Genomic DNA, 21,476 nt, shown 5'->3' with positions numbered 1-21,476 from the left:
ACCATGAGCCACACGCCCCCCAAGTACGTCGCATGGACCCGCGACCAGATGGCCGCCCGCATCGCCAACGACATCGAGGATGGCGCCGTCGTCAACATCGGCATCGGCATGCCGGAACTGGTGGCCGACCACCTGTCGCCCAACAAGGAAATCCTGCTGCACAGCGAGAACGGCATCCTGGGCATGGGCCCCAGGCCCGCCGCCGACGCCGTGGATCCGGACCTGATCAACGCCGGCAAGCAGCCGGTGACCCTGCTGGACGGCGGCGCCTTCTTCGACCACAGCCTGTCCTTCGCCATGATGCGCGGCGGGCACCTGGACATCGCCATCCTGGGTGCCTTCCAGGTGGCGGAGAACGGCGACATCGCCAACTGGTCCACCGGCAAGCCCGGCGCCATCCCGGCCGTGGGCGGCGCCATGGACCTGGCCGTGGGCGCGCGCCAGGTCTTCGTGATGATGGAGCACCTGACCAAGGACGGACAGTCCAAACTGGTGCACCGCTGCACCTATCCCCTGACCGGATTGGGCTGCGTCACCCGCGTCTACACCGACTTGGCGGTGCTGGACGTGACGGCTGGCGGCTTCGCCGTGCGCGATCTGTGCCAGGGCCTGAGCCTGGAGACGCTGGCAGCGTTGTCCGGCCTGACGCTGGCGGCGGCCTGAGCCACCGGGCGGTTGGTGCCGGGGGCTTGGCCCCATCCCGGGTGGTATGAGCGGGATAGGGAAGAAGCGTAAACCACATATGAACCACCGACCCCTTAAGCCATTGACCTAACCGGAAGATTTGGCCTGGCGGCTTGTTCGTACCATTGTAGGTGGAACGAACCTCTCGTATCCTTCAGGGCATGCTTAGGCCCCGGCATCGGCTGGGGCCGTCCCGGGTGGGAAGGGTACGTCGGTGGACCTGGACATCCCCAGCCTGCTGGTCGTCAACACGCTGCTGCAGACCGTGGCGGCCCTGTGCCTGTTGATGGCGGCCCTGTCCCTGCCCCGCCAGGCGGGCCTGTCCTATTGGGCGGCATCCGGCTTCGCCCAGGCGGCCGGCCTGGCCCTGAACAGCCAGACGGGCTGGCTGGGTCTGCTATCCAGCAATTTCCTGATCTTCACCGGCTATGGCCTGGCCTATGTCGGCGTGGTCCGTTTCCTGGGCCGGCCGGTGCATGAGACGTGGCCCGTGTTGGTGGCGGGCGCGCTGCTGGCGGCCGTGTTCCTGTGGTTCACCGTGGGCGCGCCGGAAAGCCGGGGCCGCATCCTGGTCAGCAGCCTGTTCTTCACCACCCTGTCGGCCGCCATCGCCTGGCACCTGGTGCGCCATGCGGAGCGGGATTTATGTCCCGCCGCGACCGTCACCGGCGCCCTGTACGCGGCGTGGGCGCTGCTGGCCTTGGCCCGGGCCGGCTGGGCCCTGGTGATCGACTGGGAGGGCACCATGCAGGAGCCGCACGCCATGAAGGTGGCGACCCGCCTGGTCATCATCTGCATCACCACCACCGTCACCAACGGCTATCTGTGGATGATCAGCCGGCGCCTGGATTCCGAACTGATGCAGCAGGCCCGGCAGGACCCGCTGACCGGCGTGGCCAACCGCCGGGTGCTGTGGGCGGCGGGCGAGATGGAGGTGTCGCGCGCCCTGCGTCACCATCGGGCGCTGTCGCTGCTGATGATCGACATCGACCATTTCAAGGCGGTGAACGATCGCTGGGGCCACGGCACCGGTGACGCCCTGCTGGTGGCCGTGGCGGACTGCCTGACGCGGGAGCTGCGGCGCAGCGACATCCTGGCCCGGGTGGGTGGGGAGGAATTCATGGCCCTGCTGCCCGAAACCGGCCTGGAAGACGCCTGGGCGGTGGCGGAACGGGTGCGCCAGCAGACGGCGACCATCTCCCTGGACCGGCCGCAGGGAGCGGTGCGCTGCACCGTCAGCATCGGTGTCGCCACGTTGGGGGCCGACGGCCATGTGTGGGAGGAGCTGGTGACGGCGGCCGACCAGGCGCTGTACCGCGCCAAGGACACCGGCCGCAACCGCACCGAAACGCTGAGCGTGGGGCCCGGCGGGCTGGAGGCGAGCCTGCCCCTGGCCCAATCGGGCTGGACCGCCTGACGTCCGCGCATGGGAGGTCGAGGCCGTTGCCACGGCCCCGGCGCCCACCGGTTCAGGCGTGATCGGGGCGGTTCACCACCCTCGATCCATACATCAGACTTTGCATCAGGCCGTCACGTTCACCGACTGCCCCGCGCCCGTCCGCTGGGTGAAAGAGGACAGCAGGCTGGCCGCCGACGACACGTCGCCGCTGTTGAGCGAGCTGCCGATCTGGCTGAGCAGGCTTTTCAGCGGGTTGCCGGTGTCGCTGGCGGTGTCGCTGGCAGTGCCGTCGGTCGATGAGGACGTGCCGTCGCTGTCCGTGCCGCTGTTGTCGTTGCTACTCAGCAGCTGGGTCAGGCTGCTGTAGGCGGACTGGGCGCTGGACAGATCGCCGGAGGACAAGGCGTCCGACAGGCTGGAGAAGGCGGAACGCACGGCGGACGCCTGACCGTTGCCGCCGCCCTGGACACCGCCAATCCCACTGGCATCCCCGCCCGGGGGCGCGCCCGGCGGCGGGCCATGGCGGTCACCCCCGTGGGACTTGATGTCGGCGAAGGCGCTCTGCGCGCCCGAGACGTCGCCGTTCTGCAGGGCCGTTCCCACCTTGTCCAAGGCGTCCTTCAGCGGGTTGCCGCCGCTGGAGGAGGACGCGGAATTGGCGGGCGCGTTGGCCTGCAAATCCTTGCTCAGGGTGTCATAGGCCGACTTGGCCGTATCCAGGTCACCGGAAGACAGCGCGTCGCTCAAGGCCTTGAAGTCGTCCTTGATGGTCGACTTCGCGGACTGAGCCGTGCCGCTGGTGCTCGTCGTATACACAGCGGTGGTAGACGACGACACAGAAGAGATCGACATGAACACTCTCCGTCGTCGGGGTCTGATTGGAAATATCGGGGGGTCGGCCCCGTTGAGACCCCCCGACGCGCGTTGCACGCAAGTGGATCTGGAGTCCGTCGCATTTTTCTCGAAAAAAATGCGCCTGATTATCCGAAGATAGCCGTTTGACTTATTAGGGTTAAATTAGCCACACGCGCTTGCAGTAATGCATCGCATCCCTGCAAGCGATGATCCTTTCGGGAATTATTGGGTCAGGGCTTGCGCGGCGGCAGCATCTCCCGCCACAGGGGCAGGCGCCTTTCCAGGTCGGTGAAGGTGACCAGCGCTTCGGGACACTCGTTCCGGTTGGGCGCCTGGGTCTGCATGGTGACAGCCGTGTTGACCAGGAAATCGAACATCTCGCCCACCTTGCGGCGCTCGTCCGGGTTGGGCGCCGTCAGGTCCAGGAGTTCCCGCACCTGGTCGGAGGCATGGTCGGTGCGCGCCACCGTGACACCACAGGCCTTGGCCTGTCCGATGATAGGCCCAGCGGAGCGGGCATAGTCCCACACGTCCGCCCGCGCGACAGCGGGCGGCAGCAGCAGGCCCAGCAGGGCAAAGACGACGCACGCGCGGATGTGGAGCACCCTTCTCAGCATGCCCCGAAGATAGGATGCGGACGCCGCCGACGCCAGCGCCTACCCCCCGATCAGCAGCTTGGTCAGCCAGCGGTGCAGGGGTTTCAGCGGCGGGCGGGCCAGGCGGTCCAGGCGGGGGCCCTTGCGGTCGAACACCGCCTTCAGGTGGCTGAAGGTGTCGAAGCCGTCACGGCCGTGATAGCGGCCCATGCCGCTGGGACCGATGCCGCCGAAGGGCAGATCCTCCACCGCCACGTGGATCAGGGTGTCGTTGACCACCACGCCGCCGGCAGCGGTGGTCTTCAGCGCCCGGTCGATCAGGGCACGGTCACGCCCGAACAGGTAGAAGGCCAGCGGCCGGGGCCGGTCGCGCACATAGTCCAGCGCCTGGCCGACATCGTCATAGGGCACGATAGGCAGGAGGGGCCCGAAGATCTCCTCCCGCTGCAGGGCAATATCCTCGGGCGGGTCCAGCACCACGGCGGGGCCGATGTCCAGGCCCGGCACAGGCGGGCCCAATTCACGCACCACGGCCCCCCGCCCCTTGGCCTCCGCCACCAGCGCCGCCATGCGGGCGCGGCCCGCCCCGCCGAAGACGGCGGACATGGCGCTGGCATTCCCTTCCGCCGGGAAATAGCCGGGCACGGCCCGGGCCAGTTCCGCCACGAAGTCCTGTATCCGGGACCGGGGCACCAGGGCGTAGTCGGGCGCCACGCACGTCTGGCCGGCGTTGGTGAACTTGCCATAGGCGATGTCGGTGGCGGCCGACACCAGGTCGGCGTCCGGCAGCACCAGGGCCGGCGACTTGCCGCCCAGTTCCAGGGTGACGGGCGTCAGAGTCTCCGCCGCCGCCTTCATCACCAGGCGCCCCACGCGGGTGGATCCGGTGAACAGGATATGGTCGAAAGGCAGGCGGCCGAAGTGGGCCCCCACCTCCGCCCCACCGGAAACGACGATGGCGGTGTCAGCCCCCACCGCCTCGGCCACGATGTCGGCGATCAGCGCCGTGGTGCGGGGCGTCAGCTCCGATGGCTTCAGCAGCACCCGGTTGCCGGCGGCCAGCGCCCCGGTCAGGGGCCCCAGCGCCAGGAACAAGGGGTAGTTCCAGGGAGCGATGACCCCGACCACGCCCACCGGCTGCGGCTGCACCCAGGCGCGGCCAGGGCCCAGGGCCAGGGGCACGGACCGGCGGCGGGGCCGCATCCAGCCCGCCAGATGCCGGCGGGCATGGCGCAGGCCTTCCAGCGACACGAAGATCTCGGCGAACAGCGTCTCATGCGCCAGCCGGCCGCCGAAATCGGCATCCACCGCCTGGACCAGGGCGTCTTGCCGGCGGACCAGTGCGCGTTCCAGCGCCCTCAGCTGGCCCCGCCGCCGCTCCGCCGGGGGATAGGGATCCTGCTGCGCCGCCGCCCGCAGCCGGTCGAAGGCCCGGCTCACCGCCGCCAGGTCGTCACCCCCCTGCTCCACCGCCATCATCCTTTCCTCCTCCACCCTTCCCACTTTCTTACAGGCCGGCGACCGCCGGCCCCCCGCAGATTTCCGGGGAGCGCAGCGGACTGGAAATAGAGGATAGCCAAAGGCCCGTACGGGCCTGCCGGCGCCTGAGGAACCTTAAAAATGCCAGCTCAGGTAACCGCCGAAGCGGCGGGGCGAGCCCATGCTGATGGAATCCAGGCCGAAGCTGTCCAGGTTGTTGATATCCATGATGTAGGTCTGGTCGAACAGGTTCCGCACCCACAGGCCAAGGCTGATGGTGCCGTTGGGCGCGGTCCAGCCCAGCCGCGCGTCCGTCAGCCAATAACCGGACTGGCTGAGACGGGTCAGGTTGTGGCTGTCGAAATAGACCAGCGACCGGTAGGAGACGTCGATGCTGGCGTTCAGCGTGCCGGCGTCCTTGCCGCCCGCACCGTCCAGCGGCTGGTCATAGCTGACCAGGCCGCTGAGGGTCCAGCGGGGCGCGGAGGGCAAGCGGTTGCCGGACAGGCTCTCCCCCTCCGAGACATAGTTTTGGTATTCGCTGTTGAGATATTCGCCGCCCAGGCTGATCTCCAGTCCCTTCAGCGGCACCAGGGTGACGTCCGCGTCCACGCCGTAGAGGCGGGCGTTGGCGGCGTTGTTGAAGGTCTGGGTGGGGACGCCGTCGCGGGTGACGATCTGGAAGACCTGCAGATTGCTGTAGTCGTAATAGAAGCCGGCGGCGTTCAGGCGCAGGCGCTTGTTCCACAGCTCGGTCTTGGCGCCCACCTCATAGGCGTCCAGCGTCTCGTCGGCATAGGGCGCCAGGTCGGCCGCGTCGCGGGTATAGCCGCCGAAGAAACCGCCGCTTTTGTAGCCGCGGTTGTAGCTGGCGTAGAGCATGACGTCGTCGGTGGGCTTTACCTGGATGGAGGCGCGGCCCGACACGCTGTCGAAGGATTTGGAGGCGGCGTAGCTCAACACGTCCACCACCTGCTCCACCGTGCTGCGGTAGCGGAAATCCTTGTCATCCTGGGAATAGCGCAGGCCGCCGGTCAGGGTGACCATGTCCGTCAGCTGGTAATCCACCTGGCCAAAAACAGCGTAGCTGTCGCTGATCTGGGTATAAGGATAGCCCACCGTGGCCACGTTGTTCTCCAGCGAGAAGCCGGTGGGGTTGTCGTCGGTGATGAACAGGGGCCGCAGGTCGCGCAGGATGTCGTACTGGCTGGCGGTGTTCAGATAGTCATGCAGGAAATAGGCGCCGGCCACGCCGCGCCACCTGTCGCCCAGCGGCGCCTCCACCCGCAGTTCCTGGGACACGTCGTGCTGTGTCGCCTTGTAGGTGCTGGTCAGTAGGTTGTTGGGGCTGGCGTCGGTGTCCTCCAGGTCATTGCGCTCGGCGCTGTCGAAGCCGGTGATGGAATAGAGGGTGGCCTTGCCCAGGTCCCACCGCACGTTGACGGAGGCGCCCCAGGTGTCGACCTTATCCTGGCCCTTGATGTTGTAGGCGCCGGCGTAGGGGTTGTTGTCGGTATCGGCATAGCCCAATGCGTCGGTGCACAGGCCGGAGGCGTAGGCGCCGGCGGCGCACAGCCCATCGGGGCCCGCGACGGACGGATCCTGCGGGATCAGGGGCCGGGACTGGAAATGCCGGCTGTCGCCCCGGTTCTGGCCGCCATGGAACTGAACCGTGACGCTGAGGTCATCGCTGGGCGTGAACAGCAGACTGGCCCGCCCGCCCCAGCGGTTCACGGCGTTGACGTAGTCGTTGTAGTAGCGGTTGTAGGTGTCGCCGTCGTCGCGTTCGTAGACGCCCGCCAGGCGCACCGCCAGCTTGCCCGGGACGATGGCGCCGCCCACACCGGCCTCCGCCTTCACGGAATTGAAGCGGCCGTATTCCAGGCTGCCGTCGCTGGTGGTCTCGAAGGTCGGCTGGCGCGACGTGATGTTGATGGCGCCGCCGGTGGTGTTGCGGCCGTAGAGCGTGCCCTGGGGCCCCTTCAGCACCTCCACTCGTTCCAGGTCGAAGAACTGCCCCAACTGCGCCAGGGGCGACGCCACGAAGACGCCGTCCGCATAAATGCCGACGGCGCCGGCGGCGTTGGCGTTGAAGTCGTTCAGGCCCACGCCGCGGATAAACACCTTGGGATTGGCGCTGGCGTCGGACGTCTTGATCTGCAGCCCCGGCGTCAGGGCCGGCAGATCCTGCACGTCGCGCACGCCGGTCTTCTCCAGCGTCTCGGCCGTCAGCGCCGTGATGGCCACCGGCACATCCTGCAGGTTTTCCGCCCGCTTCTGCGCCGTGACCACGATTTCCTGCAACACGCCGTCGGTGTCGGGCGGTGCCGCCGACTGGGCGCGTGCCGGCGCCTGCAAAGCCACCAGCGCCACACCCGCCAGCAGCATGAACCCAGCACCCGCCTTGCCTATCCGCATCATGGTTGGCTCCCTGTTTTTGGTTCCGTCGTTGCGCAACCGCCCTAAACACTCTTTCTTCCTGGCCCCGGTGCCCGCCGGGGTACGCGCTCGGCTGCCGTTTTCGGTCAGGCCGACATCTCGAACACCGGCCACCGCCCGTTTATGGCGGTGCCGTCATAGGCCAGCAGCGGCCCGAATTGCAGCAGCACCGCCTCGCTCTGCGAGGGGCGCAGGAACACCCAGTCGTCCGGCTTCAGCGGCACGCGGCGGGATCCCGACCAGCGTTCCTGGTTGCTGGACCGGCCGTAGAGACCGCTGAGCTGCAGGCCCGGTGGCGACACCGGGTTGGCCAGCCAGTGCCCGCCCTGCACAAAAAAGGCGCGGGCCGTGTTGGGATCGAAGAAGGCGGCGACGCCAGCCAGGCTTTCCAGCCCTGGGATCAGCCCCGGCTCCGCCACCTTCAAGACCGGCGTGGCGATGAAGCAGGCCGGCTGGTGATGCGCCAGGGTGTCGATGTCGAAGTCCGTGGGCTTCACGAAGGCGGAGCCGACGGCCACCTCCGTCGCCACCGGGTCGTCGGTGTGCAGAGCGTAGGTCGGGCTGCCCGCCGTGTTGAAGGTATAGGGCGCCTGACCTTCCTTCAGCGGCGCCTTCTCCCGCAGGACGCCGGCCATGCGGGCATAAATGTCCTTGGCCCGCGCCAGCGCCTTGCCCCGCATGTCGAACACGCCGGGCATCTTGGCGACATGCGGGTCGTAGCCCATGAGGCCGCAGGCGGTGACGGCAGGATCCAGGCCCGCCAGCATGGCGGCCAGCGCCGTGGGATCCGTCAGGCCGCCCCGGTGCAGGCCCACATCGATCTCGAAATTCACATTGAGCGCCACGCCGCGCGCCTTGGCCATGCCTGTGTACTGGGCCAGGCGCTCCGGCGTGTCGATCAACCACTGGGGCGCCGGGGCCAGCGCCCCCAGCGTGTCGTAATAGGCGGCGGCCGCCGCCACCGGCAGGGGCTTGCCCATCAGCATGTCGGCATCGGGGACGCGGGTCCCCATTTCCACCAGCATGGGCTGGTTGAAGACCATGTAGCGCTTGGTCTTCAGGCCCGCCGCCACCCGGTCCATCAGCTCGTGGCAGGGCAGCGACTTGACGACGATGCGCAGGCCCTTGGCCTGGCCACCCGCTTTGGCCAGGGTATCGCCCACCGCCTTGATGTTGGCGTCCAGCCGCGTGGTGTCGACCACCAGCACCGGCTGGGCCACCCCCGCCTTGGTCAGGGCCGCCGACAGTGCGGTGAAATAGGCGTCGTGCCCGCCGCCATGGTCGCCCTCCGGCCAGGCGAGGGCGGCGGCGCCCACGACGGCGGCGCCGGCGATGCCGCCCGCCAGCACGCCGCGACGGCTGGGCCGCCTTCCATAGTCGTCACGCATCGGTGAACACCCCCCGCAGATAGTCGTTGAGGAAGCGCCCCTCCGGGTCGACCTGGCGGCGCATGTCCATGGCGTCGCGGAAGCGGGGATAAAGGGCGATGAAATCGGCGGTCTTCAGCGTGTTCAGCTTCCCCCAGTGCGGCCGGCCGCCATGGCGCCGCAGGATGGGTTCCACCACGTCGAACAGGAACTGGTAGTCGTCCTTGTAATAGGCGTGCACGGCGATGGAGCCGGACGGCCGGTCGTGGAAGGGCGACAGCCAGGCGTCGTCGGGGGCGATCACCCGCGCCTCGATGGGGAAGAAGACATCATGCCGCCGGGTCTCGATGGCCTCGATCACGTCCTTCAGCGCCTGTACCTGCGCCTCGCGCGGCAGGTGGAATTCCATCTCGTTGAAGCGGATGGGGCGCTCGTTGGACAGCAGCTGCCAGCTTTCCGCCACCACCCGCTCCGGTTCCAGGCCGGACAGCACATGTTTGGCCACGCGGCGGCGGATGGCGGGGGACCAGCCCAGCCAGTCGCGCAGCGCCTTCAGGCTCATGACCGCATCATTGTCCTGGGTGGGCGGCCGGGGCGTGGCCAGCGCGTCCGTCTCGTCATGGGTGATGATGGCGGTCATGCCGGTGAAGGGCAGGTAGTAGAACTCCACGTTGCGGTGGGCCGCCTGCAGGGTGGGCCATTCCGCCAGGGTCTGCTCCACAGGCTGCAGCCACACCCGCCGTTCCACCCGGTGCGCCGGACTGTTCTTCAGCGTCACCCGGGTGAGGATGCCGAAGGCGCCCAGCCCCACCCGGGCGGCGGCGAACAGGTCGGCGTTCCGGGTGGCATCGCAATCCAGCACCTGGCCATCCGCCGTCACCAGGCGGAAGGCCTGGACGTTGCCATGCAGGGCCATCAGGTTGACGCCCGTGCCGTGGGTGGCGGTGGACAGGGCGCCGGCCAGCGATTGCTTGTTGATGTCCGGCAGGTTGGGCATCTCCTGGCCCACGGCGGACAGGGCGGGGCCCAGGTCGGCCAGCCGGGTGCCGGCCCGGACATGGGCGGTCAGCGCCGCCGCGTCGTGGCCATCCAGCCCGGCGATGCGGTCCAGCGTCACCAGCGTGCCGGAGGTGGGCACCAGGGGCATGAAGGAATGGCCGGCGCCCACGGCGCGGATGGGGCCGGGGCTCTTGCGCACCAGGTCGGCCAGTTCGCCCTCATCCGCCGGCGCCGCGCGGCTGGCGGGGTAGGAATGCTGGATGCCGGACCAGTTGCGCCACAGCAGATGCCCGCCGGCGTCGGCGCTGGGCGGGGCCGGCGGTTCCGGCTGCACGCCCACGCGGGAGGCCGCCACGCCGCCGGCGGCCAGCGCCGTGCCGCCCATCAACAGAAACAGGGTGCGCCGTGTCAGCATGGTTCGGTCCGTTCCCCCATCAAGGCTTGTCGTTCAGTTGGCTTGTGCAGCCGGCGCCTGCCCGGCCATGAAGCGGATCAGCGCCTGGTAATCGTCGGCGGTGCAGGAGAAGCACTGGCCGCCCGCCGGCATGCCGTTGAAGCCTTCCAGCGTGTGTTTCAGCAGGGTGTCCGGCCCCTTGGCCCAGCGCGGCTTCCACGCCGTGGCGTAGCCCGCCAGGGGGGCGCCGGAATCTGGATTGGCATGGCAGGCCTTGCAGCTGGCCTCATACAGGCCAGCCAGGCGATCCTCCGCCGGGCGCCGCGCGGCCAGCGCCTCGATCGTGGGCGGTGCCTCCGGCGCCGGATCACAGGCCGACAGGCCCGCCGCCAGCGCGGCCAGCAGGATCAGTGTGGGCACGCCTGCCCGTTTCGGAAAATGCCCGATGCCCAAGCCCATGAAACTCCCCGTCGCCACCCGTCTATCGCGGGCACGGCGTTAGTCATCGCTAACAAGTTAGTGATAGCTAAAGATGGTGGGGCTGACAAGGGGGATTGTGGCGGCAGGCAGCCTTGTCAGGCCAGCGCCCCGCCAGGGCCGCCGAGCGCCAGCCAGACGTCCGCCGTCATCTCGGCATCGGCCCGGGACTTGTGTTGGTAATCGCCGGTGACGCTGACGCCACCGTCCTGCTGCCGCCGCCGTTTGTAACGCGTCCGGACGGTGCCGCCCACACGCTCCGCCACCAGGGACAGGCGGGAGCGTTCGGCCGGCCAGCGGCGACGGGCCAGTTTTTCGGTGCACACCACCGGATTGGCCAGGGCTGGGAGACCGGCCGCTGCCAGTTCCTGGTTCAACAGGGCAACATCACCGGCGGCACCATGGAACACCAGCGGGTCGGAACCGATGAAGGCCAGGATATCGCCCGCCACATCCGCGAAGTCGGGACAGTCGGCGAGTTCCTCCGCCCGAACGCCGTGCACACCGATGGCGATGGGGTTGAGCGGGCAGCGCGGATTGATGCGCCAACTGCACGCCTCCCGCACATGCCCGCCCGCACCCGACGGTGAAACCGCGACGGCTGACACCTCGATGATGCTGCGCCCCTGCACCGGCCGGAAACCGGTCATTTCGATGTCCATGGCGACCCAGCGCCCGGCTGGCTGGCCAACTGACCCGGCTGGCAAGCCAGCTGAAATAATCTGCGCCTTACCCATGACCTGATCCATATCCAAGGGGCGCCTCCGGGATAGGCGCCGACCCCGGCTATATAGGCCGGCAACCGGTTAAAAAGAATCACGCATACCCCCGGCCCCCCGCACGCCAGGCCTTGGTGTGGTCGATGAAGGCCTTGAGCCCGGCCGACGGCAGGCGCTGGCGGGGATAGTACAGCGCCAGGCCCGGCGAGGGCGGCGTCCAATCGGCCAGCGCGCGGGCCAGCCGGCCGGCGGCCAGGTCGGCCGCCACGTCGCGCAGGCTGACATAGGCGATGCCGGCGCCGGCGCGGGCTGCGTTCAGGCACAGGGCATGGCTGCCCAGGGTCAGGCGGCCGGGAACGTCGATGCGGATCTCCCCGTCACCCATTGGGCCACCGCGCGCTGGCCCGCCGTGGGGGGCGAATTCCCAGCGGTAGATGGTGCCGCTGGGCAGGCGGGCGCGGATGCAGTCGTGGCGCAGCAGGTCGGCCGGCACGCGGGGCAGCCCGTGCGTCTGGAAATAGGCGGGCGTGGCCACGACGGCCCAGCCCTCCTCCTCCCCCAGCGGGATGGCCACCATGTCCTCCGGCACCGTATCAGCGGCGCGGAAGCCGGCGTCGAAGCCGGAGGCGACGATATCGATCATGCGCCCCTCGGCCACCAGATCGACCCGCATGTCCGGATAGCGGGCCATGAAATCCAGGATCAGAGGCAGCATGCGCGCGGCGGCCTCCTCCGAGGTATTGAGCCGCAGCAGGCCGGCAGGGGTGTCGCGGAAACGGTTCACCGTTTCCACCGCGTCGGCAATCTCGCGCGTGGCCGGCATCACCCGCGCCAGGAAATGCTCCCCCGCCTCGGTCAAGGCCACGCTGCGGGTGGTGCGATTGAACAGACGCACGCCCAGCTGCCGCTCCATGGCCGCGACCCGGTGGCTGAGCGACGAGGGGGAGGCGCCGATGGCCGCCGCCGCCGCCCGGAAGCTGCGGTGTTCCGCCACCGCCGCCAGGGCCGCCAGCTCACGCAGCGTCAGATCCGTCACTGTGCGATATCCTTCATCAGCGCATGCAAGATTGCGCCGATTATCGCATCAATGGCGGCGCATTACATCAGCGGTCTCAACACTGCTTCACGGAGAAAAGAGACCATGAGCACCGCCAACCCCAGCACCCCGGCCAAGACCGTCCTGATCACCGGCTGTTCGTCCGGCTTCGGGGAGACCGCCGCCCGGCTGTTCGCCGCGCGCGGCTGGAACGTCATCGCCACCATGCGCGACCCGACGCGCGATCCCGGCCTGGCCACCCTGGACAATGTGCAGGTCGTCCGCCTGGATGTGCAGGACCGCGACAGCATCGCCACCGCCGTCGAGGCCGGGCTGCGCCGCTTCGGCCGCATCGACACGCTGGTGAACAACGCCGGCTTCGGCCTGTTCGGCGTGTTCGAGGCCACGCCCATGGCCAAGATAACCGAACAGTTCGAGGTCAACGTCTTCGGCGTCATGGACGTGACCCGGGCCGTCCTGCCCCATTTCCGCGCTAACGGCGCCGGCACCATCATCAACATCAGTTCCGGCGCGGGCGCCTTCGGCCTGCCCCTGATGTCCCTGTACTGCGCCAGCAAGTTCGCCCTAGAGGGCTACTCCGAGGCGCTGTCCTTCGAGCTCGCCAGCGTGGGCGTGACGGTGAAGCTGGTGGAACCGGGCGGCGTGACCAGCACCAACTTCGGCCCGCGCAGCGGCACGGAGGCGGGGGCCCAGGCGGATCTGACCGACTATCGCCCCTTCGTCGCCAAGCTGGACGCCTTCTTCGAGGGCTGGCGCAATTCCCTGGCCGGCACCACGCCGGATGGCGTGGCGGAGGTGATCTACACCGCCGCGACCGACGGAGCCAACCAGTTGCGCTATGTGGCGACGGACGACATCAAGCCGCTGATCGCTGCCCGCCGCGAGACGTCGGAGGAGGTCTACATGGCCCTGATGCGTGAGCGTTTCATGCCGAAATAATGGGCCGAGATAGTGGGCCAGAGATAATGGATTGAGTGCCGGGCGGCCTCACACTGCGGCCTCACACCCCGTGGCGCAGGCCGCCCAACCACATCTGCGTCAGGGCGCGGCAGACGCTTTCGGGCGACATGCTGGGGTCGTCCAGCGCCATCTCCACCGCGGCGTAGCCGGCATCCACGGCGATGCGGGTGCGCAGGCGCAATTCGGCCGGGTCCATCTCGGGCAACAGCGGGCCCATGGCGCGGCAGATGCGGTCGGTGACCATCTCGTGCGAGGCCAGTCGGACGGCGGTCAGCGAGGGCACGGCGCGCAGCGCCCGCATGATCCACACCGCCCCCGGCATTTCGGCCGTGGCCTGGATGGTGGACAGCAGGAATTGGTAGTGGGCCCCCATCAGCTCTTCAAAACCGGCGGGCGCGCTGCGCTCCAGCCACTCATAGAGGATGTCGTTCTGGGCCTCCATCAGGGTGCTGCCCAGGGCCGCCAGCAGGTCGTACTTGTCCTTGAAATGGCGGTAGAAGACGGGGGGTGTCACGCCGGCGCGGCTGGCCACCTGGTTGGTGGAGATGCGCTCGATCCCCACCTCGCCCAACAGCTCGGCCCCCGCCTGCATCAGCCGCATGCGCATGGCCGCCGCCCGGCCGCTCAGGGTGGTGCCCGAGGTCGGGCCGGAGGCGAGAGGGACGTCGGAGGCTGTGTCTGACACGGGGCACGGGGGTCGGCAAGGGGGTTGAAGAACGGCGCGGCGCCTACTGCGCCCCATGACTACCGCGTCCGGTACCGGAACGCCAAGGCCGATCGCGCCCCACCCTTCCCCGGATACCTACATCCATACGCAGGTATAGCCCGGCAGCCCCTGGATTCTACGTGTCGGAGTGATAAACTTCATAGACGGGAGACAAAAGGACTGGATGCGACATGAGCAGCGCCAGTGACAGTCCGACCGACGACGGGGAAATCGTCAGCGTCGACACCAGCGACCCCACGGTGGCTTGCCTGTCCATCGTAAGCTGGTCCATGGCCATCGCGGCCCTGGGCGCCATCGTGTTGCTGGCCCTGGTCCTGTTGCTGTTGAATGTCTCGCAGTACGTCTTCCTGATGGTGTGGATCATCGGCGCGCCCTTCGCCGCCGCCGTCGCCGCCTTGGGGGTCCTGTTCATCCAGCTGAATCAGCGCCGCCAGCACGGCTGACGCCCGCCACCGACGGAACGTCAGCGCGGGCACAGGCCGTGCAGGAACAGGTGCACCACCCGCTGGACGTAGGTGCGGCGATAGGCGGCGTCGCCCAGGCGGGCCGGGTTGATCTGGCCCTCGAACGAATACCCGGCCGTGACCATACCGAAGAAAATGTGGGCAGCGGTGACGGGATCATCCACCACGATCAGCCCCTGGTCGGCCGCGCGGCGCAGGTAGTTGGCCACCATTTCGCGCGACTGGTCCGGCCCCGTGCGGAAAAAGCCTTCCAGCTGGTCGGGGAACAATCGCCCCTCCGCCACGAGTATGCGCATCATGGCCATGACGTCGGGCTGCACCAGCGCCTCAAGCAGCGAGGTCCCGAACTGTGTCAGCACCTCCTCCGGCGGTCCGCAGCTTTCGGCGATGTCGTTCATCAGTTGGCTGATGTGGCCGGTCACCACCTCCAGCACCGCCAGGAACAGCCCCTCCTTGCCGCCGAACAGCTCATAGAGGGTGGCGCGGGATCCGCCGGACAGGGCCACAATGTCGCCCAGGGTCGCACGCTCGAACCCCTTTTCCATGAAGACCTTCAGCGCGGCGTCCATCATGGCGACGCGCCGCGCCTCCGCCCGGCGGCCCAGCTTGGGGGCGGGCGCCGCATCGGCGGCCGGGGACACCTGGGTCGGCGCATTGGACATATCGGTCAAGGTGGGCAAGGGGGCGCTGGCGGGGATGGTCATCGTTTTTTCATAGCTTAATCAAAGGCCCCGGTGACGCCCGTCACAGGACTGTACTGTATGATACAGTACGTAATTGTCATCAGGCAAGGGCGAGGCTTCTGTTCCTTGCACTCTTGCCTATCTTTTTCCCCGTTCCCTTGCCACCCCCAGGTTGTCCCGGCTGAAACGCGTTTTGGCCGCCAACTGAACGGGGTGACGGGACGGGGCTGGCTTTCGGTGGAAGAGGCATTTGATGACGCTCACTATTCCTAGGGTGGCCTTGGTGGCGACGCTGTCGGTGGCGGCGGTGGCGCTGGCCGGTTGCGGTGAGAAAAAGCAGGCGCCACCCCCGCAGGGGCCCATCTCGGTGGGCGTCGTCACCGTGACGCCGCAGCCCGTGACCCTGTCGACCGAGCTGACCGGCCGCACCTCCGCCTTTCGCGTGGCGGAGGTGCGTCCGCAGGTCAGCGGCGTCATCCTGAAGCGGCTGTTCACCGAGGGCGGCGAGGTCAAGGCCGGCCAGCAGCTGTACCAGATCGACCCCGCCCCCTATGAGGCGGCGCTGGCCAGCGCCAAGGCCAGCCTGGCCCAGGCCGAGGCCACCGTGAAGTCGGTCAAGGCCAAGGCGGAGCGCTACAGCGACCTGGTGACGGTCAACGCCGTATCCAAGCAGGACTACGACGACATCACGGCCAGCCTGGCCACCGACCAGGCGGCGGTGGACGCCGCCCGGGCCCAGGTCAAGACGGCCCAGATCAACCTGGACTACACCCGCGTCTATTCCCCCATCAGTGGCCGCGTCGGCCGGTCCACCGTGACGGAGGGCGCCCTGGTCACGGCCGACCAGACCACCGCGCTGGCCACCGTGCAGCAGCTGGACCCGATGTATGTCGATGTCACCCAGTCCAGCGTCGACCTGATGCGCTTGCGGCAGGAGATCGCCGCCGGCCATGTGAAGGGCGCCACGGCGGGCGACGCGCCCATCAGCCTGCTGATCGACGGCCTGGGCGACAAGCCCTATGGCGAGCCCGGCCGCCTGCAGTTCGCTGATGTGACCGTGGACCAGACCACCGGCATGGTCACCCTGCGCGCCACCGTGCCCAACCCCAAGGCGGAACTTCTGCCGGGCCTGTTCGTGCGGGCGCGGGTGGAGGAGGGCGTGCGCGACCAGGCCATGCTGGTGCCCCAGCAGGCCGTGGTGCGTGGCGCCGACGGCGGCACCACCGTCTGGGTGGTGGGCCCGGACAACAAGGCCGCCATCCGCCCCGTTACCACCACCCAGGCCCAGGGTGACAAGTGGGTGGTGACCGGCGGCCTGAACGCCGGCGACCGCGTGGTGGTGGAGGGCCTGCAGCGCCTGCGCCCCGGCGCGGACGTCAAGGCGGACGAGGCCCAGCCCAAGGCGGCCGCCCCCGCCACCCCGCAGCCGCTGTAAGGCAGGGCCATCCCCATGTCCAAGTTCTTCATCGACAGGCCCGTGTTCGCCTGGGTCATCGCCATCGTCATCATGATGGCGGGCGCGCTGGCCATCTACACCCTGCCCATTGAGCAGTTCCCCCGCATCGCCCCGCCGTCGGTGGCCATCACCACCACGTATCCGGGCGCGTCGGCCAAGACGCTGGAAGACACGGTCACCCAGGTGATCGAGCAGAAGATGAATGGCATCGACCATCTTCGCTACATGTCCTCCACCAGCGACAGCTCGGGCAACGTCACCATCACCCTGACCTTCAACCCCGAGGCCGATCCCGACATCGCCCAGGTGCAGGTGCAGAACAAGCTGCAGTTGGCCACGCCGCTGCTGCCGACCGAGGTGCAGCAGCAGGGCGTGCAGGTCAGCAAGGCCACCAAGAACTTCCTGATGGTGCTGGCCTTCTATTCCCCCAGCGGTCAGCTGGGCGAAACGGAAATCGGCGACTTCGTCGCGTCCAACCTGCAGGATCCCATCAGCCGCGTCGACGGCGTGGGCGACATCACCCTGTTCGGGCCGCAGCATGCCATGCGCATCTGGCTGGACCCGAACAAGCTGGCCGCCGTGCAGATGACGGCGGCGGACGTGACCAGCGCCATCGGCGTGCAGAACAAGGCCATTTCCGCCGGCCAGGTGGGTGGTCTGCCCGCCGTGAAGGGCCAGCAGCTGAACGCCACCATCATCGCCCAGACCCGCCTGGAGACGCCGGAGGAGTTTTCCAACATCATCCTGCGCGTGAACCAGGACGGATCGCAGGTGCGCCTGCGCGACGTGGCGCGGGTGGAGCTGGGCAGCAACAATTATGAGGTCGCGGCCCGCTTCAACGGCCACCCGGCCGCCGGCCTGGCCATCAAGCTGACCACGGGGGCCAACGCCCTGCAGGTGGAAAAGGCCATCATCGCCAAGCTGGACGAGATGAAGCCCTTCTTCCCCGAGGGGCTCGAGGTCTCCTACCCCTACGACACGACGCCCTTCGTGCGCCTGTCCATCCATGACGTGGTCGAGACGCTAGCCGAGGCCGTCGTCCTGGTCTTCATCGTCATGTTCGTCTTCCTGCAAAGCTGGCGCGCCACGCTGATCCCCACCATCGCCGTCCCGGTGGTGTTGCTGGGCACCTTCGGCGTGCTGTCGGCCTGCGGCTTCAGCATCAACACCCTGACCATGTTCGCCATGGTGCTGGCCATCGGCCTGCTGGTCGACGATGCCATTGTGGTGGTGGAGAACGTGGAGCGCGTGATGGCGGAAGAGGGGCTGTCCCCCCGCGAGGCCACGCGCAAGTCCATGGGCCAGATCACCGGCGCCCTGGTGGGCATCGCCATGGTGCTGTCGGCCGTGTTCGTGCCCATGGCCTTCTTCTCCGGCTCCACCGGCGCCATCTACCGCCAGTTCTCGCTGACCATCGTGTCGGCCATGGGCCTGTCGGTGCTGGTGGCCCTGATCCTGACCCCGGCCCTGTGCGCCACCCTGCTGAAGCCCGCGGCCCATCATGGCGGCGGCGCCGTGGAGAGCGGCCCCTTCGGCTGGTTCAACCGCGGCTTCAACCGCACCAGCGAGGCCTACGGCCGCGCGGTGGGCCATGTCAGCCGGCGCACGCTGCGCTATCTGCTGGTCTATGGCGTCATCGTCGTGGGCTTGGTGCTGCTGTTCGTGCGCCTGCCCACCGCCTTCCTGCCGGACGAGGACCAGGGCTTCCTGTTCGTCCAGGCCTCCACCCCGCCCGGCGCCACCGCCGAGCGCACGCTGGCCGCCGCCAAGGCCATGGAGAAGCACTTCCTGGAAGACGAAAAGGATAACGTGAAGGGCCTGTTCACGGTGGTGGGCTTCAGCTTCGCCGGCCGCGGCCAGAACTCCGCCTTCGCCTTCGTGAACCTGCGCGACTGGTCGGAGCGGACCAAGCCGGAGCAGCGGGCCAGCGCCATCGCCCAACGCGCCATGATGAAGCTGGCGGCCTACCGCGACGCCTCGATCTACACCCTGACGCCGCCCGCCGTGCTGGAACTGGGCAACGCCACCGGCTTCGATTTCGAACTGGTGGACCGGGCCAGCCTGGGCCATGAGAAGCTGATGGCCGCGCGCAACCAGCTGCTGGGCATGGCGGCGCAGAACCCCATCCTGGCGCAAGTCCGCCCCAACGGGCTGGAGGATGTGCCGCAGCTGCGCGTCAAGGTCGACCAGACCAAGGCGGAAGCGCTGGGCCTGTCCATCAGCGACATCAACACCACGCTCAGCACCGCCTGGGGCTCGGCCTACGTCAACGACTTCATCGACAAGGGTCGCGTCAAGAAGGTCTACGCCCAGGCGGACGCACCCTTCCGCATGCTGCCCGGCGACATCAGCCGCTGGTACGTGCGCGGGTCGGCCAACCAGATGGTGCCCTTCTCCACCTTCACCAACGCCTATTGGGAATACGGCTCGCCCCAGTTGGAGCGCTACAACGGCGTGTCGTCGCGCGATATCCAGGGCGTGCCCGCCCCCGGTCATACCACCGGCCAGGCCATGGCGGAGATGGAAAAGCTGGCGGCCAAGCTGCCGACGGGCTTCGGCTTCGAATGGACGGGCCTGTCGTACGAGGAACGGCTGGCCGGCTCGCAGGCCCCCGCCCTCTACGGCATTTCCCTGGCCGTCGTCTTCCTCTGCCTGGCGGCCCTGTATGAAAGCTGGTCCATCCCCTTCGCGGTCATGCTGGTGGTGCCCCTGGGCGTCATCGGCGCGGTGCTGGCGGCCACGCTGCGGGGCCTCAGCAACGACGTCTACTTTCAGGTGGGCCTGCTGACGACCATCGGGCTGGCCGCCAAGAACGCCATCCTGATCGTGGAGTTCGCCAAGGAACAGTACGAGGCCGGGCATGAGCTGATCGACGCGGTGACTATCGCCGCCAAGCAGCGCCTGCGCCCGATCCTGATGACGTCCTTCGCCTTCATCCTGGGCGTGCTGCCGCTGGCCGTGGCCAACGGCGCCGGCTCGGGCGGGCAGAACGCCATTGGCGTGGGCGTGATGGGCGGCATGCTGTCGGCCACCTTCCTCGCCATCTTCTTCGTTCCCGTCTTCTTCGTCTCGGTCCTCCGGCGCTTCGGCAAGCGGCCCGCCCCCGGCACCCCCGCCTCGGGCACGCCCGCTCCCGCCACCCCGGGGCACGACACCGCAGGACATCCGTGATGACCGTGTTTTCGACCCCCAAGCGCATCGCGGCCATCACCGCCCTGCTGCTGACCACCGCGTCCCTGGGCGCCTGTTCCCTGGCGCCGGACTACACCCGGCCGGGCAGCCCCGTCCCCAACGCCTGGCCCACCGGGCCGGCGTATGAGGCGGCGGGCGCGCAAGGGACCACCGCGTCCTCTCCCCTACAGGGTCTCGACAGCTGGAAGGCCGTGTTCCGCGGCCCCCGGCTGCAGGCCCTGATCCAGAAGTCGCTGGATAACAACCGCGACCTGCGCGTGGCCCTGCTGAACATCGAGGTGGCGCGGGCGACATACCGCGTCCAGGACGCGGCCACCCTGCCCCAGCTGAACTTGAGCGGCAGCACCACCCGCGCCCGCACGCCCATCTCGGCCCTGGGGGCGCAAGGGGCGTCCGCCGGCGCGTCCGGATCCAGCACCAAGGGCGTCACCTACAATTCCAGCCAAGTCCAGGTGGGCGTCACCTCATATGAGCTGGATCTGTTCGGCCGGGTGCACAGCCTGTCGCAGCAGGCGCTGGAACAGTACCTGGCGACGACGGAGGCCACGGCGGGCACCCGCCTGTCCCTGATCGCGGAGGTGGCCAACGCCTATCTGACCCTGGTGTCGGATCGTCAGCTGCTGACCCTGACCCAGGACACACTGAAGGCCCAGCAAGCAACGTATGACCGCAACAAGCGCATGTTCGACCGGGGCAGCAGCTCGGCCCTGGACCTGGCGCAGTCGCAGACGGCCGTGGACACCGCCCGCGCCAATCTGGAGCAGTACACCCGCCTGGTCGCCCAGGACCGCAACGCCCTGGAACTGCTGGTGGGGACGCCCCTGTCCGACGCGGAGATCGAGGGCGCCAGCCTGGACGATCAGGACGTGCTGGGCGACCTGCCGGCGGGCCTACCGGCCGACCTGATGCTGCGCCGCCCGGACATCCGCCAGGCGGAACACACGCTGAAGGCCGCCAACGCCAACATCGGCGCCGCCCGCGCAGCCTTCTTCCCCCAGATCACGCTGACCGGCAGCTACGGCACCGCCAGCGCCGGCCTGACCGACCTGTTCGCGCCGGGCAGCAGCGCCTGGAGCTTCGGCCCCAGCGTCAGCCTGCCCATCTTCGACAACGGGAAGAACCAGGCCAACCTGGACATCGCCAAGGCCGACCGCGACATCGACGTCGCCAACTACGAGAAGGCGGTGCAGACCGCCTTCCGCGAGGTGTCGGACGCGCTGGCTGCGCGGGGCACCCTGGACCGCCAGCTGGCGGCCCAGACGTCGCTGGTGAAGTCCAGCCAACTGACCTACGACCTGTCGACCAAGCGGTACGACCGCGGCATTGACAGCTTCCTGAGCGTGCTGGACGCGCAGCGCAGCCTGTACAGCGCCCAGCAGACCCGGATCGCCGTGCAGCTGTCGCTACTGGAAAACCGGGTCAGCCTGTTCAAGGTGCTGGGCGGGTCGGAGACGGTGCCGGCTGAGACGTCCGCCAACTGAACCAGCCGGAAGGGCCGCCCGGCACAGGCCGAGCGCCCTTCCCTGGCT

General features: G+C 68.4%; 18 protein-coding genes. 7 read left to right on the top strand and 11 right to left on the bottom strand.

What is annotated here, in order from left to right; translation table 11 throughout:
* Positions 1-3: 3 nt before the first annotated feature.
* Positions 4-663, top strand: coding sequence for a 3-oxoacid CoA-transferase subunit B (locus tag P5F91_RS00160; RefSeq protein WP_145612891.1), 660 nt, complete (start codon positions 4-6; stop codon positions 661-663).
* Between the two features lie 235 nt (positions 664-898).
* Positions 899-2,101, top strand: coding sequence for a GGDEF domain-containing protein (locus tag P5F91_RS00155; RefSeq protein ID WP_277906065.1), 1,203 nt, complete (start codon positions 899-901; stop codon positions 2,099-2,101).
* Between the two features lie 105 nt (positions 2,102-2,206).
* Here the strand turns inward: P5F91_RS00155 and P5F91_RS00150 are convergent, their stop codons facing one another.
* The 9 genes from P5F91_RS00150 to P5F91_RS00110 all read right to left on the bottom strand — a co-directional run bounded on the left by P5F91_RS00150 (position 2,207) and on the right by P5F91_RS00110 (position 12,444).
* Positions 2,207-2,935 carry a hypothetical protein gene (locus P5F91_RS00150; protein WP_277906064.1) on the bottom strand — a complete coding sequence of 243 codons (729 nt, stop codon included), beginning with the start codon at positions 2,933-2,935 and terminating at the stop codon, positions 2,207-2,209.
* Between the two features lie 233 nt (positions 2,936-3,168).
* Positions 3,169-3,543: a hypothetical protein gene (locus P5F91_RS00145; protein ID WP_277906063.1), complete on the bottom strand. Its 375-nt coding sequence runs from the start codon at positions 3,541-3,543 to the stop codon at positions 3,169-3,171.
* A gap of 51 nt (positions 3,544-3,594) precedes the next feature.
* Complete coding sequence (locus tag P5F91_RS00140) at positions 3,595-5,013, bottom strand: coniferyl aldehyde dehydrogenase (protein WP_277906061.1); 1,419 nt, start codon at positions 5,011-5,013, stop codon at positions 3,595-3,597.
* A 135-nt stretch (positions 5,014-5,148) separates the two neighbouring features.
* The gene (locus P5F91_RS00135) at positions 5,149-7,434 is read right to left on the bottom strand and encodes a TonB-dependent receptor (RefSeq protein ID WP_211107099.1); all 2,286 of its coding nucleotides are present in this window, start codon (positions 7,432-7,434) and stop codon (positions 5,149-5,151) included.
* 104 nt (positions 7,435-7,538) lie between these two features.
* Positions 7,539-8,840 carry an alanine racemase gene (locus P5F91_RS00130; RefSeq protein ID WP_145612896.1) on the bottom strand — a complete coding sequence of 434 codons (1,302 nt, stop codon included), beginning with the start codon at positions 8,838-8,840 and terminating at the stop codon, positions 7,539-7,541.
* A complete protein-coding gene (locus P5F91_RS00125; protein WP_145612897.1) occupies positions 8,833-10,233 on the bottom strand; it encodes a D-arabinono-1,4-lactone oxidase in 1,401 nt (466 codons plus the stop codon). The genes P5F91_RS00130 and P5F91_RS00125 overlap by 8 nt, the downstream gene beginning before the upstream one ends.
* Positions 10,234-10,266: 33 nt before the next feature.
* Positions 10,267-10,632: a c-type cytochrome gene (locus P5F91_RS00120; RefSeq protein WP_211107101.1), complete on the bottom strand. Its 366-nt coding sequence runs from the start codon at positions 10,630-10,632 to the stop codon at positions 10,267-10,269.
* A 155-nt stretch (positions 10,633-10,787) separates the two neighbouring features.
* Positions 10,788-11,351: a 3'-5' exonuclease gene (locus P5F91_RS00115; RefSeq protein ID WP_186454926.1), complete on the bottom strand. Its 564-nt coding sequence runs from the start codon at positions 11,349-11,351 to the stop codon at positions 10,788-10,790.
* Positions 11,352-11,505: 154 nt separating this feature from the next.
* Positions 11,506-12,444 (bottom strand): LysR family transcriptional regulator, encoded by a 939-nt coding sequence (locus P5F91_RS00110; RefSeq protein WP_211107103.1) that lies wholly within the window; start codon positions 12,442-12,444, stop codon positions 11,506-11,508.
* Between the two features lie 105 nt (positions 12,445-12,549).
* Here P5F91_RS00110 and P5F91_RS00105 point away from each other — a divergent pair, with 105 nt between their 5' ends.
* The gene (locus P5F91_RS00105) at positions 12,550-13,404 is read left to right on the top strand and encodes an SDR family oxidoreductase (RefSeq protein ID WP_277906060.1); all 855 of its coding nucleotides are present in this window, start codon (positions 12,550-12,552) and stop codon (positions 13,402-13,404) included.
* A gap of 61 nt (positions 13,405-13,465) precedes the next feature.
* Here P5F91_RS00105 and P5F91_RS00100 read toward each other — a convergent pair whose 3' ends face one another.
* Positions 13,466-14,110, bottom strand: a complete 645-nt coding sequence (locus tag P5F91_RS00100; RefSeq protein WP_186454927.1) for a TetR/AcrR family transcriptional regulator — start codon at positions 14,108-14,110, stop codon at positions 13,466-13,468.
* A 212-nt stretch (positions 14,111-14,322) separates the two neighbouring features.
* Between P5F91_RS00100 and P5F91_RS00095 the strand changes: the two genes are divergently transcribed.
* The gene (locus P5F91_RS00095) at positions 14,323-14,595 is read left to right on the top strand and encodes a hypothetical protein (RefSeq protein ID WP_145612902.1); all 273 of its coding nucleotides are present in this window, start codon (positions 14,323-14,325) and stop codon (positions 14,593-14,595) included.
* A gap of 20 nt (positions 14,596-14,615) precedes the next feature.
* Here P5F91_RS00095 and P5F91_RS00090 read toward each other — a convergent pair whose 3' ends face one another.
* Entirely contained in the window at positions 14,616-15,320 is a 705-nt protein-coding gene (locus P5F91_RS00090) for a TetR/AcrR family transcriptional regulator (protein ID WP_145612903.1), read from the bottom strand.
* A 232-nt stretch (positions 15,321-15,552) separates the two neighbouring features.
* Here P5F91_RS00090 and P5F91_RS00085 point away from each other — a divergent pair, with 232 nt between their 5' ends.
* From P5F91_RS00085 to P5F91_RS00075, 3 genes are read left to right on the top strand one after another with little or no spacing between them, the layout of a single operon-like run.
* Complete coding sequence (locus tag P5F91_RS00085; RefSeq protein ID WP_145612904.1) at positions 15,553-16,734, top strand: efflux RND transporter periplasmic adaptor subunit; 1,182 nt, start codon at positions 15,553-15,555, stop codon at positions 16,732-16,734.
* Positions 16,735-16,749: 15 nt separating this feature from the next.
* On the top strand, positions 16,750-19,926 hold the full coding sequence (locus tag P5F91_RS00080; protein WP_277906057.1) for an efflux RND transporter permease subunit: 3,177 nt from the start codon (positions 16,750-16,752) through the stop codon (positions 19,924-19,926).
* Positions 19,926-21,428, top strand: a complete 1,503-nt coding sequence (locus P5F91_RS00075) for an efflux transporter outer membrane subunit (RefSeq protein ID WP_277906056.1) — start codon at positions 19,926-19,928, stop codon at positions 21,426-21,428. Before P5F91_RS00080 ends, P5F91_RS00075 begins: the two co-directional genes overlap by 1 nt.
* Positions 21,429-21,476: the final 48 nt, after the last annotated feature.

Source organism: Nitrospirillum amazonense (assembly GCF_029594735.1).
Lineage (GTDB): Bacteria > Pseudomonadota > Alphaproteobacteria > Azospirillales > Azospirillaceae > Nitrospirillum > Nitrospirillum amazonense.
This window is presented reverse-complemented; position numbering and strand designations above follow the sequence as displayed.

What these genes read in the sequence shown, in the direction of transcription:
- P5F91_RS00160 (WP_145612891.1), top strand. Translation starts at nt 4, where the DNA reads ATGAGCCACACGCCCCCCAAGTACGTCGCATGGACCCGCGACCAGATG.
- P5F91_RS00150 (WP_277906064.1), bottom strand. Translation starts at nt 2,935, where the DNA reads ATGTCGATCTCTTCTGTGTCGTCGTCTACCACCGCTGTGTATACGACG.
- P5F91_RS00140 (WP_277906061.1), bottom strand. Translation starts at nt 5,013, where the DNA reads ATGATGGCGGTGGAGCAGGGGGGTGACGACCTGGCGGCGGTGAGCCGG.
- P5F91_RS00135 (WP_211107099.1), bottom strand. Translation starts at nt 7,434, where the DNA reads ATGATGCGGATAGGCAAGGCGGGTGCTGGGTTCATGCTGCTGGCGGGT.
- P5F91_RS00130 (WP_145612896.1), bottom strand. Translation starts at nt 8,840, where the DNA reads ATGCGTGACGACTATGGAAGGCGGCCCAGCCGTCGCGGCGTGCTGGCG.
- P5F91_RS00125 (WP_145612897.1), bottom strand. Translation starts at nt 10,233, where the DNA reads ATGCTGACACGGCGCACCCTGTTTCTGTTGATGGGCGGCACGGCGCTG.
- P5F91_RS00115 (WP_186454926.1), bottom strand. Translation starts at nt 11,351, where the DNA reads ATGGACATCGAAATGACCGGTTTCCGGCCGGTGCAGGGGCGCAGCATC.
- P5F91_RS00105 (WP_277906060.1), top strand. Translation starts at nt 12,550, where the DNA reads ATGAGCACCGCCAACCCCAGCACCCCGGCCAAGACCGTCCTGATCACC.
- P5F91_RS00095 (WP_145612902.1), top strand. Translation starts at nt 14,323, where the DNA reads ATGAGCAGCGCCAGTGACAGTCCGACCGACGACGGGGAAATCGTCAGC.
- P5F91_RS00090 (WP_145612903.1), bottom strand. Translation starts at nt 15,320, where the DNA reads ATGACCATCCCCGCCAGCGCCCCCTTGCCCACCTTGACCGATATGTCC.
- P5F91_RS00085 (WP_145612904.1), top strand. Translation starts at nt 15,553, where the DNA reads ATGACGCTCACTATTCCTAGGGTGGCCTTGGTGGCGACGCTGTCGGTG.
- P5F91_RS00080 (WP_277906057.1), top strand. Translation starts at nt 16,750, where the DNA reads ATGTCCAAGTTCTTCATCGACAGGCCCGTGTTCGCCTGGGTCATCGCC.
- P5F91_RS00075 (WP_277906056.1), top strand. Translation starts at nt 19,926, where the DNA reads ATGACCGTGTTTTCGACCCCCAAGCGCATCGCGGCCATCACCGCCCTG.